The following is a 15,053-nucleotide window of genomic DNA, read 5'->3' on the forward strand; positions in this document are numbered from 1 at the left end:
AACAGCAAAACCATCCGGTACGCCCCGCTCATGACAGTTACCGTCCGTTTCGCCCCGTCACCGACCGGCCGCATCCATATCGGCAATGCGCGCACCGCTTTGTTCAACTGGCTGTTCGCCATCAAGAACAAGGGCCGCTTCATCCAGCGCTTCGACGATACCGACGTTGCCCGTTCGACGCAGGAATTTTCCGACGCCATCCTTTATGACCTGCATTGGCTGGGCATCTTCCCCGATGCCACGGAGTATCAGTCGCGGCGGGTCGAAATCTATGATGCCGCACTGGAAAGGCTGAAGGAGGCCCGCCTCGTCTATGCCTGCTATGAGACGCCTGAAGAGCTCGACCTGAGGCGCAAGGTGCGCCGCACGCGTGGCCTGCCGCCAGTCTATGGCCGCGAGGCGCTGACGCTGGCACCCGAGCAGGTCGCCGAATATGAGGCCGATGGCCGGCGGCCGCACTGGCGCTTTCTGCTGCCCAACTTCAGCAGCGATCCGCTGCAGCCGGAGCGCACCGAAATCCACTGGAACGACCTGGTGCGCGGCGAGGAGACCGTCGACCTCGCCTCGCTTTCAGATCCCGTTCTGCGGCGCGAGGACGGCACCTATCTCTACACACTGCCTTCGGTGATCGACGACATCGACATGGGCGTCAGCCATGTCATTCGTGGCGACGACCACGTCACCAATACCGGCGTCCAGATAGCCCTGTTCCGGGCGCTCAGCGCCGAGCCGCCGGTGGTCGGCCACCACAATCTTCTGACAACAGCATCAGGCGAGGGGCTTTCCAAGCGCACCGGCGCGCTGTCCATACAGAGCCTGCGTGAGAGCGGCATAGAGCCAATGGCGGTCGCTTCGCTGGCGGTACTCGTCGGTACCTCGGAAAACGTCGTGGCGGTGCCGACGATGGCTGAACTTGCCGAGCGCTTCGATCCGGCGGCAACATCGAAATCCGCCGCCAAATTCGATCCGGACGAGCTCTTCGTGCTCAACCGCACGCTGCTGCACCACATGCCCTTTTCCGAGGCGCGCGACCGGCTGATCGTGCTCGGCATCTCCGGCGAACAGGCCGAGCCTTTCTGGCTGGCGGTGCGCGGCAATCTCGACAGGCTGGCCGATGCCGCGATCTGGTGGCGTACGCTTCGAGACGGTCCAGAGGAGCCGGCGGAGTTTTCCGACGATGACCGCGACTTTCTTCGCCAGGCGTTCGAGCTGCTGCCGGAGGAGCCTTGGAACGGCACCGTCTGGAAAGACTGGACCGGCAAAATCCGAGCGGCGAGCGGCCGTAAGGGCAAGGCGCTGTTCATGCCGCTGAGGCTGGCGCTTACGGGACAGCCTTCGGGTCCGGAGCTTGCAGATCTGTTGCCGCTGCTGGGTCGGGAAGGAACGTTGGCCCGACGACCCTGACCTTGCGCTGTTCCGGCGGTGGCAGGGACGTCGGCGAAGGCACGGGTTTGACTGCAAGGCGTCTGATCGCCTGACGGTCGAGGCCGCCTTGCGCATTGGCCAAGGTCTCCGGGTCGGCACCCGGATCAGGCCTGGCAACCGGCACCGGAATGAACGGAGTGGTCTCCGCTTCGGGTTGTTCCGGGCTGGGCGGGTTGCCGGCGATGATTTCGAAATTCTGCGCGGCGTTGCAGCCGCAGGCCGGCGGCCGCGGCATGTCGGACTGCTTGTAGAGGTAGGCCGTCGGCAATTCGATATAAGGCCTGCCGGTCACCGAAGACGTCATGGACGCCGAATCGCCGTTCATGCCGCGCGTGTAGAAAACCTGCATTTCGGTGCCGGGGCAGCTCGATTCGCAATTCTTCTGGTCGCGCTCGAAATCGCCGAGCGAGGCAGCATTCGACATCGGGAAGAAATAACCGTCGCAGGTCCGCACACACATGGTGCGGAATTCTCCTCGCGGCTGGCCCATGTCGGCGTTGTTGAGCAGGGTGCGGATGTTGCCCGGCTGACTTAGCTCTTCAGCCTGGCGGGGTTCTTCACGCTGGTCGGGCGCACCGGGTTCACTGCCCAAAAGCTGGTCGAGCAGGTTTCCGTTGCCATTTTCATCGCTGGCTTCGCGGACGGGCGCGGGCGTCGGCGCCGCCGCATCGTCGCGGCAGCCATTGGCGTCGAGCGAGGCCAATATGCGCGCGCGATCGCGTCGCGAACCACCGCCGGCAAGATCGGCGCGCTTGGCCTGCAGGTCGTCGAGATTGGCTGTCATGCGATCGATGGTGGCGTCGAGTGCTGCGCATGCGTTGGCGTTGCGGCGAGACAGCGAAAAGCCGCAGCCGGCGCTGCTGGACTGGCTGACGGCCTTTGAAATCTGCTGGCGCTGCCGGGCGATCGCGTCGTCATATTTCCTGAGCAAGGCCGGCTTGCCGCCGCCACCACGAGAAGCGGCAGCAAGATCGGCTTCAAGCTGGCGGCAGAGGCGGGAGGCGGCCTGCGCCTGAGTGACGGCGATGTCGCACAGTAGCAAGGCACCGAGCAGCGCGGCGGCCCGCGTCAGCTTCCAACGTGCGCCCGTCATCCCTCCGGAACTCCGCCTGTCTGCCGTTCTGAAAGCTACCGCGCTTGCGGTTAAGCGTTTGTTTAGCATATCGCTGATTCCGGCTTCAGCCCAAACCGGCGATGGCTTGCGCCTTGTGCGCGGCTTCGACCACGACCAGCGCCTCATGTCGACCACGCCGCACGGCATACTCGGACATTGTCAGGACCGCGACATCCTGGCGTTGCACGAAAAAGGCGTATTCGCCCGGAAGAATGCCTGGATCCAGCAATGCCCGGAGGCTTGGCATGACCGCGATTACCCGTCGAGCCGCAGTGCAATTTGGTCTTTTGTGCCTGGCGATGCCGGTTGCCATGGCGCAGGAAAAGCCCATCACGCCGGATTGGGGCACCAAATTGGTCGAAGCCGCCCGTGAGCAGATCGGCGTCACCACGCTCTACGATCCGACCTATACACGGCTGGCCTATCCGGGCGGGGACGTTGAGCCCGAGCGGGGTGTGTGCACGGATGTCGTGATCCGCGCGTATCGCCGCGCCTTCGATCTCGATCTGCAAGAATTGGTGCATGAGGATATGCGGGCCAATTTTGCCGACTATCCGAAGGCTTGGGGCCTGAAAGCGCCCGACCGCAACATCGACCACCGCCGTGTTCCCAATCTTGCGGTCTATTTTGAGCGGCGCGGCGCTGCCTTGCCCGTCAGCCAAGACCCTGCCGACTATCGGCCTGGGGATCTCGTCGCCCAGATGCTGCCCGGCAATCTGTCGCATATTGCCATCGTGTCGTCGAATCGCTCCACTGTGGTGCCGACAAGAAAGTTGGTCATTCACAATATCGGTGGCGGCGCCAGGGAAGAGGACACTTTGTTTGCCTTCAGGCAGACAGGGCATTTCCGGTTCAAGCCAGTCTGAGAAAGCCCCGCGGCTACCCCAGATCGACGATGGCTTGCGCCTTATGCGCGGCTTCGACCACGGCCAGTGCCGTCATGTTGACGACACCGCGCGACGTAACCGACGGCGTCAATATATGCGCCGGGCTGTCGGTGCCGAGCAGGATCGGCCCGACATGCAGCGCGTCCATCATCGTGCGCAGCGCGGTCAGCGTGATGTTCGCCGAATCGAGATTGGGGAACACCAGCAGATTGGCTTCGCCTTTCAGCCGCGAATGCGGATAGACGCGCTGGCGCAGCTGCTCCGATAGCGCCGAGTCGGCATGCATCTCACCGTCGCATTGCAGGTCGGGCGCGATGCGCGCCAAGATCGCCGCCGCCTGCCGCATCTTCATGGCGCTTGGCGAATCGCGGGAGCCAAAATCCGAATGCGACAGTAGCGCTGCCTTGGGCTCGATGCCGAAACGCTGGATCTCCTCGGCCGCCAAAACGGTCATTTCCGCAATTTCTTCGGCGGTCGGGTCGACGGAGACATGGGTGTCGGTGAGGAAAATGATGCCGCGCTGCGAAATCAGCATGGAAAGCGTCGACAGGTCGCGATCCTTGATGCCGGCGCGCGGCCCGATGATCAGCGTCACGTTGCGCAAATGGCGCTCGAAACGGCCTTCGAGGCCGCAGACCATGGCGTCGGCGTCGCCGCGCTTCAGGGCAAGGGCGGCGATCACCGTATTGTCGGTGCGCACCATGGTGCGCGCCGCTTCCGTCGTCACGCCACGGCGGCCGGCAAGCTCGATCAAGAGATCGACATAATGGCGGTAACGCGGATCGTCTTCCGGGTTGATCAAGCCGAAATCGACGCCGGGCTTGATGCGCAGCCCATAGCGTTTCAACCGCACCTCGATGACGTGCGGGCGGCCGATCAGGATCGGTTCGGCAATGCCTTCCTCGAGCACGACCTGCGCGGCGCGAAGCACGCGCTCGTCCTCGCCGTCGGCATAAATGACGCGCTTGGCGCTCGACGTCTTGGCCATCGAGAATACCGGCTTCATGACTAGGCCGGAGCGGAAGACGAAGCGGTTCAGCTTGTCGATATAGGCGGCGAAATCGGTGATCGGACGGGTCGCGACGCCGCTCTCGCAGGCTGCCTTGGCGACGGCAGGGGCGATGCGCAGGATCAGTCGCGGGTCGAAAGGCGAGGGGATCAGGAACTCCGGACCGAAGATCGGCGTCTCGCCGGAATAGGCACGCGCGGCAACGTCGGATGGCTCTTCGCGGGCGAGCGCTGCAATCGCTCGCACGGCGGCCATCTTCATCTCTTCGTTGATGGCGCTTGCGCCGCAATCCAGCGCGCCGCGGAAGATGTAAGGAAAACAGAGTACGTTATTGACTTGATTGGGGAAATCGGAGCGGCCCGTGCAGATCATCGCGTCGGGCCGTGCTGCCCGTGCCGCTTCCGGCATGATCTCGGGATTGGGGTTGGCCAGCGCCAGGATCAGCGGCTTGGGCGCCATGTGATGGAGCAGTTCCGGTTTCAGTACGCCGGCGGCTGACAGGCCGAGAAACACGTCGGCGCCGGGCAGAACGTCGGCCAGCGTACGCGCCTCGGTGTCCTTCACATAGGGGGCTTTCCAGCGGTCCATCTCCTCGACGCGGCCCTTATGGGCGACCCCGAACCGGTCGGTGACCCAGATGTTTTCGACCCGCGCGCCGAGCGAGACCAGAAGGTTGAGGCAGGCAAGAGCGGCAGCGCCGGCGCCCGACGTGACGATCTTGATGTCGGAGATGGACTTGCCGGCGAATTCCAGCCCATTGAGCACAGCGGCGGCGACGATGATGGCGGTGCCGTGCTGGTCGTCGTGGAAGACCGGTATGCCCATGCGGGCTTTCAACTGCTCCTCGACTTCGAAGCATTCCGGCGCCTTGATGTCCTCAAGGTTGATGCCGCCGAAGGTTGGTTCCAGCGCGGAGATCGTCTCGACCATGCGCTCGATGCCCGGTGCGTCGATCTCGATGTCGAAGACATCGATGCCGGCGAACTTCTTGAACAGTACGGCCTTGCCTTCCATCACGGGCTTGGAGGCGAGCGGTCCGATATTGCCGAGGCCCAGCACCGCCGAACCGTTGGTGACGACGCCAACAAGATTAGCGCGGGCGGTATAGTCGGCGGCGGTTGCCGGATCGTCGCGGATTTCAAGACAGGGCGCCGCGACGCCCGGCGAATAGGCAAGCGCCAGGTCGCGCTGGTTGCCGAGCGGCTTCGTCGCCTGGATTTCAAGCTTTCCGGGCCGGGGGTGCTTGTGGAAGTAGAGCGCTGCTTCGTCGAGGTCGGATCGCGCCGCCTTCTTGCTTTCGCCTGTCATGACGGGGCCTCCCTGCGATCCTGCCTTGAAGCCTTTTAGCATGCAGCATTGGTTTTTCACGACGCCAAATGACGCAACCGTCATTTTGCTTTGCGAAACGATTAAAATCGATTTGTTTCAGTTAGTTGTGCTAAAATCCTGCCGCGCTATTCAGGTCTTTTCCTCTCCGCCGTTCAGAACGCGCTGACGTAGAGGCCGCCGTCGACCGGTATGTTCTGTCCGGTCAGGTAACCGGCGTGAACCGAGCACAGGAAGGCGCAGATCTGGCCGAATTCCTCCGGCGTGCCGAGTCGCTTGGCCGGAACATTGGCCGCGGCCTTGGCCTTGCGCGCGGCGGCGGCGGCCGGATCTTCGGGCGTGCCGGCCTCGTGCGGACCGCGCAGCCGGTCGGTATCGAGTTTTCCCGGCAGCATGTTGTTGATCGTCACATTGCGGTCGATCACCGTCCGCGCGACGCCTGCCAGGAACGAGGTGAGGCCGGCGCGGGCGCCGGACGACAGGTCGAGGCCGGGGATAGGAACATAGACCGACAGCGAGGTGATGTTGACGATGCGGCCGAAGCCGCGCGCCGCCATGCCGTCGATCACGGCCTGAACCAGCTCGACAGGGGTCACCATGTTCTGGGTGACGCCTTCGAGGATCTTTGCCCGGTCGAGCGCGCGGAAATCGCGAAACGGCGGACCGCCATTGTTGTTGACGAGGATGTCGGGATCGGGGCAGGCGGCAAGCAGCGCCTTCTGGACGTCGGGTTTGGATACGTCGCCGACGATCTCGGTCACGCTGACGCCGAATTTCTCGCGCAGTTCAGCGGCGGTTTTGGCCAGCACGTCGGCGTTGCGGCCGTTGACGACCAGATCGCAGCCTGCCTCGGCCAGCGCTATGGCGCAACCGCGTCCCAGCCCCTTGCTCGAGGCGCAGACTATGGCCTTCTTGCCGCGAATGCCGAGGTCCATGGTGATTTTCTCCTCTGATTGCGGCGGCAACCTACCCGTATGGCTGGACCAATCGCAACCGTCATACGGTTGTTGCATGAATCGGGGCATAGCCTCACGCGAAAGCAACGGTGACAAATGATGTCTGGCGCAGAGCCCCGCACTTTCCGCAGCATGTTCATCTCCGACGTCCATCTCGGATCGAAGGCGGCGAAGGCCGAGTTCCTGATCGATTTTCTGCGCCATCACGATGCCGATATCATCTATCTCGTCGGCGATATCGTCGACGGCTGGCGCTTGAGACGGAGCTGGCACTGGCCGCAGAGCCACAATGACGTGGTCCAGAAATTGCTGCGCAAGGCGCGCAAGGGCGCCAGCATCACCTACATCGCCGGCAACCATGACGAGTTCGCGCGGCAGTTCCAAGGTGTGCATTTCGGCGGCATTGTCGTCGCCGATCGCGCCATCCACGAGACCGCGGATGGCAAACGCCTTCTTGTCATCCATGGCGACCAGTTCGACACCGTCGTCCACAATGCGCGCTGGCTGGCCTATCTAGGCGACTATGCCTATGACGCGGCGATGCTGGTCAATCGCGTCATCACGCGCCTGCGCCAAGTGCTCGGCCTGCCTTACTGGTCGTTCTCGTCCTGGGCCAAGGTCAAGGTCAAGAAGGCGGTGAATTTCATCGGCTCGTTCCAGACCGTGCTGACCGAGGAGGCGCGCCGCTCGCACGTCGACGGCGTGATCTGCGGGCACATCCACCATGCGGCGATCGAAAGCTACGAGGACGTGCAGTACATCAACACCGGCGACTGGGTGGAGAGCTGCACGGCGGTGGTCGAGCATTTTGACGGCCGGATGGAGATCCTGCACTGGGCGCATGTCCTGCCGGAGACTCCGGTCGGCAGCGAGGTGCTCGTGCCGATCGACATCAAGGGCAGGGCAGTCCAGGCGGCTTGAGCGAACCCGGCCGCATCTCGCTTTAATCGGTTAGTCCAGCGGTTTCATCGACTTTTTCGCCGTGCTATGCAGCGGCTGGTGTGGTGGGCCGACCCGGCTGAATGCCGTGCCGACGGATCGCCTGTTAATGTCCTCGCTGCCGCCGCTTTCGCCCGAACAGCTCGTCAAGCCACGCCATTTCGAACTGCGCATGAGCTTGATCTTCTTCACGCTCTTCGTTCCGCTCGGCACGCATGTGCCGTATTTCCCGCTGTGGCTGCAGGCGAAGGGGTTCCATGCTGAGCAGATAGCCGTGATTCTCGCTGCGCCGATGTTCCTGCGCGTGGCGACGACGCCTTTTCTTACCGCTCTGGCAGACAAAGCGAGCGACCGCGCCAATGTCTATGTCGCGCTGGTCGCCGCATCGCTGATCTTGTCGACCGGTTACTTCCTGCCGCCGACCTACGCAATGGTACTTGCCGTATCGTTGGCGCTGGCGGTCGTCTGGACGCCGCATTCGCCGATTGCCGATTCGCTCGCCCTTTCAGGTGTTCGCCGCTTCGGCTCGAACTACGCCGGCATGCGCAAATGGGGCTCCATCTCCTATCTCTGCGCCAATCTCGCCGGCGGTTTCATCCTGTCGGCGAGCGGTGCCCAGGCTGTCCCGGTGATCATCTTCGTGTCGTTATGCGCCGCGCTAGCCGCCGGACTGATTGCGCCGCGCCTCGGCCGTCCGCGCCGCGCCTCGCCGCTTTCGGCCGCCGATATCCAGCAATCGGCACCGAAACTCCTCAACCGGTACTTCCTCTATTTTTCGACGGGCGTCGGCGTCATCACCGCCAGCCACGCATTTCTCTACGGCTTCGTGTCGATCTACTGGAAGTCGATCGGCATCAGCGATTCGGTTGTCGGGCTGCTGTGGGGCTGGGGCGTCGTCGCCGAGATATGCATGTTCGTCGTCTTCACCCGGGCTTTCGCCTCCTTCTCAGTCGTGTCGATCATGCTGATTGCCGGGGTAGGCGCGATCGTGCGCTGGATCGCCTTCCCCCTGATCTGGCCGCTTGGGCTTGGCGTCGGCGGGTTTTTCGCGATCCAGACACTGCACGCGGTTTCGGTGGCACTGGTGCTGATCGGCCTGCAAAAGATGATCGGTGAGACAATCGCGGAAGAACGCACCGGGGCGGCGCAAGGCATCGCCTATTTCTCCAACGGCTTCTTCATGGCGGTGGCAACGCTGATTTCAGGTCCTCTTTACGATCGCTTCGGCGCGAATGGCTTCTTTGCGATGATCCCCATCGCCCTGACGGGCCTGGCGCTGATCGGGCTTGCCGCGCGTTCAGCCCCACAGCGCTGGCTCGGGCGGTGACACCAGCGAACCTTGGTAGACGAGACTTGGAACGCGGTCGCAGGCTAGCAGCAACGGACCGTCGAGATCGACGAAATCGGCATCCTGCGCCAACAGCACGGCCGGCGCCATCGCAAGCGATGTGCCGACCATGCAGCCGACCATGACGCCAAGACCCAGTTCGCGGGCGCGGTCGCGAAGCACGAGTGCTGCGGTCAGGCCACCCGATTTGTCGAGCTTGATGTTGATGGCGTCGTAGAGGCCGACAAGCGCGTCGAGGTCCTTCGCCTCGTGCACGCTTTCGTCGGCGCAGATCGGCACCGGATGCGCGATGTGGCGAAGAATACCGTCATGTCCCGCCCGCAGCGGCTGTTCGATCAAGGCGATACCGTGCTCGGCGGCAAAGGCGAGGTTTGCGACGATATTGTCGTCATTCCAGCCCTCATTGGCGTCGAGAATGATTCGGCTGTCGGGTGCCGCCGCCGTCACTGCACGGATGCGGGCGATGTCGTTGTCGCCGCCGATCTTGACCTTGAGCAGCGGGCGCTGGGCGTTGGCGCGGGCTTGCGCCGCCATCGCCTCGGGCTCGGCGAGCGACAGTGTGTACGCCGTCTCAAGCGCCCGTAACGGAACGGTTCGTATCATATGCGCCACCGGTGTTCCGCTGATCTTCGATTCCAGGTCCCAGAGCGCGCAATCGATGGCATTGCGTGCCGCACCCGCAGGCATGGCACCGAGCAGGGCGGTGCGGCTGATGCCGCCCGCGATCTCACCGCGCATCGCCTCGATCGCGTCGCGCACACCCTCCACGGTCTCGCCATAGCGCTTGTAAGGGACGCATTCGCCGCGCCCGGTATGGCCGTCTTCGCTGATGGCGCAGGAAATCACCTCAGCCTCGGTCTTCGAGCCGCGCGAAATGGTGAAGCTCCCGGCAATAGGAAAGCGCTCGGCCTCGACCGAAATGACACGCGCCATATTTTTCTGCTCCGGCTGTGCAACAAGGAGGATATCGGCAAATCGACAGGTCGGCCCCGTCAGGCTAAACAGGACGCCATGTTGACCATCCGCAAACGCGACGCAAGCGGCCCTGCCAAGGAGCCCGACCACCAGCCGCGCATCGCGATCGGCGAGGAGGGCGGCGTTCTCGGCTGCGCTTTCTCGGGAAGCTGGACGACACGCACCGTGGCGCTGGTCGATGCCGAGATGCGCAAGATCGAGCAGCGCAGCGGCTTCAAGACGCTGGCGCTCGACCTCTCACAAATCGAAAAGATGGACACTGCCGGAGCATGGCTGATCGACCGCCTGGTCAGCAGCTTCGAAAAGAAGGGCGTCGAGATCACGATGCAGGGGCAGAGCGAGATCGCCTCGATCCTGCTTGGCGCCGTCGGGGACGCCGTTCGACGCGAGCCCGAATCAGGTCCGGCAAAGCCGCCCAACTTCATCATTCGCGGGCTCGAGGCGGTTGGCCGGCGCGTTTATGAGATGCGCGACGATTTCCTGGCCGCAATGAACATCCTCGGCGCCACGATACGCGGCTCGCAGATGAAGCTTGGCCGCGGCCATGCCGTCAACATGGCGGCGATCTTCAACCAGATCGATCGCATGGGCGTTGGCGCCATACCGGTGGTTGTGCTGATGTCGGCCATTGTCGGTGCGATCGTCGCCCAGCAAGGCGCCTATCAGCTCAGCTATTTCGGCGCCGATATCTTCGTCGTCGACTTGGTCGGCGTGCTGATCCTGCGCGAGCTCGGCGTGCTGATGACGGCGATCATGATCGCCGGCCGCTCCGGTAGCGCGATCACCGCCGAGATCGGCTCGATGAAGATGCGCGAGGAGGTCGATGCGCTGAAAGTGATCGGCCTCAATCCAATCGGCGTGCTGGTGTTTCCGCGGCTGGTCGCGCTGGTCGTCGCGCTACCTTGCCTGACGATCATCGCCAACTTTGCCGCGCTGGGCGGCGGCATTTTGGCTGCATGGCTCTACTCCGATATTGCACCGGCAGCGTTCATTGACCGGCTGCGTGTCGCAATCGACCTCAGCACCATCTTTGCCGGCCTGATCAAGGCGCCTTTCATGGCCATGATCATCGGCATAATTGCCTCGGTCGAGGGCATGAAGGTTGGCGGCAGCGCCGAATCGCTTGGCCAGCATGTGACCGCCTCAGTGGTGAAGTCGATCTTCGTGGTCATTATCCTCGATGGGCTTTTCGCCATGTTCTATGCAGCGATCGAGTTCTGACATGGCGCTGCCGGGCACAAACACGACCAAGGTGGCGGAGAAAGCCAAAGAGGACGAGATCGTGCTGTCGGCGCACGACGTCACGGTGTCGTTCGCCGACCAAGTCGTTCTCGACAAATTGTCGCTCGACATCTGGCGCGGGGAGATTCTCGGCTTCGTCGGTGCCTCCGGTGCCGGCAAATCTGTTCTCTTGCGCACCATCCTTGGCCTGACGCGCAAGCAATCGGGAACAATCAAACTGTTCGGCGTCGACGTCGAGAAGGCAAGCGAAAGGGAGCGCCTTCGCATCGACATGCGGCTTGGCGTGCTGTTCCAGCACGGCGCGCTTTTTTCGGCGCTGACCGTCCTCGAAAACGTCCAGGTGCCGATGCGCGAATATCTCGATTTGCCGAAGAAGCTGATGGACGAACTGGCCATGCTCAAGGTCGAGCTGGTCGGACTGCCGCCGGACGCGGCGCAGAAATTCCCTTCCGAGCTTTCCGGCGGCATGATCAAGCGTGCTGCGCTGGCGCGCGCTCTGGCGCTCGACCCGGATATCGTCTTCCTCGACGAACCGACTTCCGGCCTTGACCCGATCAGCGCGGCTGAGTTCGACGAATTGGTCGTCAAGCTGCGCGATACGATGGATTTGACCGTGTATATGGTCACGCACGATCTCGACACGCTGTTTACCGCGTGCGACCGCGTGGCGGTGCTTGGCAAAAAGAAAGTGCTGGTCGAGGGCACGATCGACGACATGCTCAGGAGCGAGGAACCCTGGGTAAAATCCTATTTCCGCGGAAAACGCGCCCGGCAACTTGATCTTGCGGCGCGCGCATAGCCATAAGTGAGCAATGGAAACCAGGGCCAACTACGTCATTGTCGGCATTTTCACGCTGGCCGCCATCCTCGCGGCTTTCGCTTTCGTCTATTGGACGGCGGCGATCGGCGACAAGGGTGAGACGACCATATTGCGCGTGCGCATTCCAGGGTCGGCTTCGGGACTCGGCCGTGGCAGCTTCGTACTGTTCAACGGCGTCAAGGTCGGCGACGTGCGCCGTGTCTATATCGACGTCGACAATCCGACCGCTGCCATCGCCGACACCGAAATAGACCGCAATACGCCGATCACCAAGTCGACGCAGGCCGATATCGGGCTTGCCGGCCTCACCGGGCAGGCCAATATCGAGCTCAAGGGCGCCGACCCCAAGGAGCCAAAACTCCTCGACGAGGCGGAAAAGGAAGGCCGTGTCGCTGAGATCGTTGCCAACCCGTCGGCGGTCACCAATCTGCTGCAGACGGCGCAGAACATCTTCACCCGCGCCGACAAGGTCCTTTCGGAGCTCGAAGGCTTCACCAAGGACGTTCGCGGGCCGCTGACGCAGACGGTCAACAATGTCCAGACCTTCTCCGATGCACTGGCCAGGAATTCGGACGGGGTCGACAAGTTCCTGGCCAGCGTCAGCTCGCTGGCGGACGAATTGAAGGGTGTTTCGGGCAAGCTCGACGGCACTCTGAAGGCGGCGGAAGGGCTACTCAACGCCGTCGACAAGGACCAGATCAAGAGCATCGTCGCCAATGTCGACACGGTCACTTCCAACCTCAAGGAAACCAGCAAGCAGTTCGACACGGTCATCAAGAACGTCGACACTGCGGTCGGCTCGATCAACGACTTCGCCCAGAAGACGCAAGGCACGCTGGCCAAGGTCGACGGCGTTCTCGACGGCATCGATCCGGCTGAGGTTCGCACCGCGCTGGCCAACATCCAGAAGGCCAGCGAAAACGCCAACGAGGCTGCCGCCGACATCGCCAAGGTGACCAACAAGTTCGCCAACCGAGCCGACGACATCGATGAAACCATCAAAGACGCGCACCAGCTCGCAGGACGCCTCAACGATGCCTCGGTGCGAGTCGACGGTATTCTTGCCAAGGTCGACAAACTGCTCGGCTCCGGCCAGGCCGACGGCGTCATGGCCGACGCGAGAGCGACGCTGAAATCGTTCAAGCAGGTCGCCGACACGCTGAACGCCCGTCTCGGTACCATCACCGACAATCTGGCGCGATTCTCGGGACAGGGGCTGCAAAACGTCGAAGCGCTGGTCCAGGACAGCCGTCGTTCGATCACCCGCATCGAGGAGGCGGTAACCGATCTGAGCCGCAACCCGCAGCGGATCCTGTCCGGCGGCGAGGGCGAGGTCCGGCAGTTCGACGGCAGGGTGCGCCGTTGACTTCGGCCTCCGCCCACAGCAAGAACATAGCTTGCAGATACGCGTTGTTTCCACGATCCGGGGGGGATCGCGTTTGAAGTCGATCAGTTCAGGCAGCATCAGATCGAGTGGGTTGAAGAGCGGGGCGGTGTTGCTGGCGCTTGCGCTTGCAAGCTGCGCGGCCTTGCCTGGCGGCGGACCGGCACCGCTGGACACGTTCGAGCTTTCGGCGCCGTCGCTGGAAGCGCGTGCCCACAGCCGTCGCCAGATCCTCATCGCCCAGCCGTCGGCGCTCAAGGCGCTGGACAGCCAGAACATCGTCATCAAGCCATCGCCGCGATCGATCCAGTATCTCAAGGGCGCGCAATGGGCCGACCGGCTGCCGATGATCGTACAAGCGCGGCTGGCAGAGACGTTCCAGCGCTCGGGCAGCTTCACCGGCGTCGGTAAGCCGGGCGAGGGGCTGGCAATCGACTATCAGGTGATCGTCGAGATCCGCTCGTTCGAGGTGCGTGTCGATGGCGGCCAACATGCCGAGGTCGAGCTGTTCGTGCGCCTGTTGAACGACCGCAACGGCGAAGTGCGCGCTTCGAAGACGTTTAGCGCCATCGCGCCCGTTTCGGGCAGCGGCAACCAGGCCTATGTCGGCGCGCTCGACGCGGCGTTCGGTGATGCGGCCGGGCAAATCGTCCGCTGGACGGACACTGTGATCTGACGCGGCCGGAACTGCCGGGCGCAGCTAGGATCAAACTCAATCATCTGACTGCCCCAATGGCCGAGATGGGTGGTAGGTTGCCGTTCGGCTCATCTGCCAGGACGAGCACGTTGCGCCAAAGAAGGCGAAGGCGTTGTGCGTCGGCTAGCGAGCTTCGTAACAGTTGCTCAACCGGACACGACAAGTGCCGACGGTCCAATTGATCGCTGATGGTAATCCGTCCTGGCCATGCTAAAATTTAACGTCCCCGACGTCGCCAAATCGGGGAATTGCGACCAGTTGACGACGCGGGAGGTCGACGGACAAACCACGAACAGACCACAGGGAGGAAGCAATGTTTCGGACACTAATTCATCTTGCATTCTTGACAGCGTCAATTGTTGCCCTGCCATCTTACGCGGCCATGGCCGACGACACACAGATTGCGCGCGGCGAATATCTGGCTACGATTGCCGGCTGCAGCGACTGCCACACACCCGGTTACTTCTTCGGGAAGCCCGACATGTCGCGCTTTCTTGGCGGTTCAGATGTGGGCTTCGAGATTCCTGGTCTTGGTGTCTTTGTCGCCCGCAATATCACGCCTGACAAGGAGACCGGTATCGGAAGCTGGACCCCGGAGCAGATCGTCACCGCGATCCAGACCGGCGAACGGCCGGACGGCCGTATGCTGGCGCCGATCATGCCTTGGCGCGATTTTGCGCATCTCACCGCGGATGACGCCATGGCTATCGCGGCATTCCTCCAAAGTGTGAAGCCGGTCAGCCATCAGGTTCCCGGCCCGTTCAAACCCGGGGAAACGGTGTCGGCTTTCATGATGCGGATTATGCCGCCGGGGGAAGCCGCAGCCGCTGCAACGAAGTAGGGCGGGATAGTGTCCTGAAGGTTCTGCAAAAAGTTTTGGAGAGAGAACGGCGCTTGCTCTGAAGGGCGAGCGGCCATGGCACGGTGGTGA

The 15,053-nt window shown here is 62.8% G+C and carries 14 protein-coding genes; 9 read left to right on the forward strand and 5 right to left on the reverse strand.

Going from position 1 to position 15,053, the window contains the following annotated elements; all coding sequences use genetic code 11:
- The first annotated feature begins 30 nt into the window (after nt 1-30).
- Complete coding sequence (locus NKI50_RS02635) at nt 31-1,404, forward strand: glutamate--tRNA ligase (protein WP_352642703.1); 1,374 nt, start codon at nt 31-33, stop codon at nt 1,402-1,404.
- On the opposite strand, the gene NKI50_RS02640 is transcribed toward NKI50_RS02635, so the two are convergent.
- Both NKI50_RS02640 and NKI50_RS02645 read right to left on the reverse strand, forming a co-directional pair.
- On the reverse strand, nt 1,322-2,518 hold the full coding sequence (locus NKI50_RS02640; protein WP_352642705.1) for a DUF2865 domain-containing protein: 1,197 nt from the start codon (nt 2,516-2,518) through the stop codon (nt 1,322-1,324). The genes NKI50_RS02635 and NKI50_RS02640 overlap by 83 nt on opposite strands.
- 85 nt (nt 2,519-2,603) lie before the next feature.
- Nucleotides 2,604-2,786, reverse strand: coding sequence for a hypothetical protein (locus NKI50_RS02645; protein ID WP_352642707.1), 183 nt, complete (start codon nt 2,784-2,786; stop codon nt 2,604-2,606).
- On the opposite strand from NKI50_RS02645, the gene NKI50_RS02650 reads away from it, so the two are divergent.
- A complete protein-coding gene (locus NKI50_RS02650; RefSeq protein WP_352642709.1) occupies nt 2,785-3,405 on the forward strand; it encodes a DUF1287 domain-containing protein in 621 nt (206 codons plus the stop codon). The genes NKI50_RS02645 and NKI50_RS02650 overlap by 2 nt on opposite strands.
- 13 nt (nt 3,406-3,418) lie before the next feature.
- Here NKI50_RS02650 and NKI50_RS02655 read toward each other — a convergent pair whose 3' ends face one another.
- Together NKI50_RS02655 and NKI50_RS02660 are read right to left on the reverse strand one after the other, a co-directional pair.
- Nucleotides 3,419-5,743: an NADP-dependent malic enzyme gene (locus NKI50_RS02655; RefSeq protein WP_352642711.1), complete on the reverse strand. Its 2,325-nt coding sequence runs from the start codon at nt 5,741-5,743 to the stop codon at nt 3,419-3,421.
- Between the two features lie 173 nt (nt 5,744-5,916).
- Nucleotides 5,917-6,696, reverse strand: coding sequence for an SDR family oxidoreductase (locus NKI50_RS02660; RefSeq protein ID WP_352642713.1), 780 nt, complete (start codon nt 6,694-6,696; stop codon nt 5,917-5,919).
- A gap of 120 nt (nt 6,697-6,816) precedes the next feature.
- Between NKI50_RS02660 and NKI50_RS02665 the strand changes: the two genes are divergently transcribed.
- Nucleotides 6,817-7,638 (forward strand): UDP-2,3-diacylglucosamine diphosphatase, encoded by an 822-nt coding sequence (locus NKI50_RS02665; protein WP_023720072.1) that lies wholly within the window; start codon nt 6,817-6,819, stop codon nt 7,636-7,638.
- A 127-nt stretch (nt 7,639-7,765) separates the two neighbouring features.
- Nucleotides 7,766-8,983 carry an MFS transporter gene (locus NKI50_RS02670; RefSeq protein ID WP_352642717.1) on the forward strand — a complete coding sequence of 406 codons (1,218 nt, stop codon included), beginning with the start codon at nt 7,766-7,768 and terminating at the stop codon, nt 8,981-8,983.
- On the opposite strand, the gene dgcA is transcribed toward NKI50_RS02670, so the two are convergent.
- Complete coding sequence (gene dgcA / locus NKI50_RS02675; RefSeq protein WP_352642719.1) at nt 8,954-9,937, reverse strand: N-acetyl-D-Glu racemase DgcA; 984 nt, start codon at nt 9,935-9,937, stop codon at nt 8,954-8,956. The genes NKI50_RS02670 and dgcA overlap by 30 nt on opposite strands.
- Before the next feature lie 78 nt (nt 9,938-10,015).
- On the opposite strand from dgcA, the gene NKI50_RS02680 reads away from it, so the two are divergent.
- The 5 genes from NKI50_RS02680 to NKI50_RS02700 all read left to right on the forward strand — a co-directional run bounded on the left by NKI50_RS02680 (nt 10,016) and on the right by NKI50_RS02700 (nt 14,963).
- On the forward strand, nt 10,016-11,200 hold the full coding sequence (locus NKI50_RS02680; protein WP_023720069.1) for an ABC transporter permease: 1,185 nt from the start codon (nt 10,016-10,018) through the stop codon (nt 11,198-11,200).
- Nucleotide 11,201: 1 nt separating this feature from the next.
- Complete coding sequence (locus NKI50_RS02685; protein WP_023720068.1) at nt 11,202-12,020, forward strand: ABC transporter ATP-binding protein; 819 nt, start codon at nt 11,202-11,204, stop codon at nt 12,018-12,020.
- A gap of 13 nt (nt 12,021-12,033) precedes the next feature.
- Nucleotides 12,034-13,407: an MlaD family protein gene (locus NKI50_RS02690; protein ID WP_023720067.1), complete on the forward strand. Its 1,374-nt coding sequence runs from the start codon at nt 12,034-12,036 to the stop codon at nt 13,405-13,407.
- Nucleotides 13,408-13,480: 73 nt separating this feature from the next.
- Nucleotides 13,481-14,101 carry an ABC-type transport auxiliary lipoprotein family protein gene (locus tag NKI50_RS02695; protein WP_502896293.1) on the forward strand — a complete coding sequence of 207 codons (621 nt, stop codon included), beginning with the start codon at nt 13,481-13,483 and terminating at the stop codon, nt 14,099-14,101.
- 334 nt (nt 14,102-14,435) lie between these two features.
- Nucleotides 14,436-14,963, forward strand: coding sequence for a c-type cytochrome (locus NKI50_RS02700; RefSeq protein ID WP_502895844.1), 528 nt, complete (start codon nt 14,436-14,438; stop codon nt 14,961-14,963).
- Nucleotides 14,964-15,053 lie beyond the last annotated feature (90 nt).

Origin of the sequence: Mesorhizobium sp. M0563, assembly GCF_040321065.1 — a bacterium.
Taxonomy (GTDB): domain Bacteria; phylum Pseudomonadota; class Alphaproteobacteria; order Rhizobiales; family Rhizobiaceae; genus Mesorhizobium.

Coding starts and splice junctions, on each gene's coding strand:
- NKI50_RS02635 (WP_352642703.1), top strand. CDS start 31: ATGACAGTTACCGTCCGTTTCGCCCCGTCACCGACCGGCCGCATCCAT.
- NKI50_RS02640 (WP_352642705.1), bottom strand. CDS start 2,518: ATGACGGGCGCACGTTGGAAGCTGACGCGGGCCGCCGCGCTGCTCGGT.
- NKI50_RS02650 (WP_352642709.1), top strand. CDS start 2,785: ATGACCGCGATTACCCGTCGAGCCGCAGTGCAATTTGGTCTTTTGTGC.
- NKI50_RS02645 (WP_352642707.1), bottom strand. CDS start 2,786: ATGCCAAGCCTCCGGGCATTGCTGGATCCAGGCATTCTTCCGGGCGAA.
- NKI50_RS02655 (WP_352642711.1), bottom strand. CDS start 5,743: ATGACAGGCGAAAGCAAGAAGGCGGCGCGATCCGACCTCGACGAAGCA.
- NKI50_RS02660 (WP_352642713.1), bottom strand. CDS start 6,696: ATGGACCTCGGCATTCGCGGCAAGAAGGCCATAGTCTGCGCCTCGAGC.
- NKI50_RS02665 (WP_023720072.1), top strand. CDS start 6,817: ATGTCTGGCGCAGAGCCCCGCACTTTCCGCAGCATGTTCATCTCCGAC.
- NKI50_RS02670 (WP_352642717.1), top strand. CDS start 7,766: ATGTCCTCGCTGCCGCCGCTTTCGCCCGAACAGCTCGTCAAGCCACGC.
- dgcA (WP_352642719.1), bottom strand. CDS start 9,937: ATGGCGCGTGTCATTTCGGTCGAGGCCGAGCGCTTTCCTATTGCCGGG.
- NKI50_RS02680 (WP_023720069.1), top strand. CDS start 10,016: ATGTTGACCATCCGCAAACGCGACGCAAGCGGCCCTGCCAAGGAGCCC.
- NKI50_RS02685 (WP_023720068.1), top strand. CDS start 11,202: ATGGCGCTGCCGGGCACAAACACGACCAAGGTGGCGGAGAAAGCCAAA.
- NKI50_RS02690 (WP_023720067.1), top strand. CDS start 12,034: ATGGAAACCAGGGCCAACTACGTCATTGTCGGCATTTTCACGCTGGCC.
- NKI50_RS02700 (WP_502895844.1), top strand. CDS start 14,436: ATGTTTCGGACACTAATTCATCTTGCATTCTTGACAGCGTCAATTGTT.